At 66.5% G+C, this 239-nt stretch carries 1 protein-coding gene; it reads left to right on the top strand.

The window, feature by feature from the left end:
* On the top strand, positions 1-239 hold a 239-nt coding region (locus tag ACLJNW_RS28170), incomplete at both ends, for an aminotransferase class III-fold pyridoxal phosphate-dependent enzyme (RefSeq protein WP_410961921.1).

Here is a 239-nt window from a genome sequence, read left to right as displayed (position 1 = left end):
AGATCCACCCGGTCGTCGCCGAGCGCGCCGAGAACTCCACCGTCTGGGACGTGGAAGGCCGCGAGTACATCGACTTCGCCGGCGGCATCGCCGTGCTGAACACCGGCCACCTGCATCCGAAGGTGATCGCCGCGGTCCAAGAGCAACTGGGCAAGCTGTCCCACACCTGCTTCCAGGTGCTGGCCTACGAACCCTACATCGAGCTGGCCGAGGAAATCGCCAAGCGCGTGCCGGGCGAC

The sequence above is a fragment of the Salmonella sp. SAL4457 genome, assembly GCF_046548235.1.
Lineage (GTDB): Bacteria > Pseudomonadota > Gammaproteobacteria > Enterobacterales > Enterobacteriaceae > Salmonella > Salmonella enterica.
Note: the sequence above shows the minus strand (reverse complement) of the source record. Positions and strands in the feature narration are given on the sequence as shown.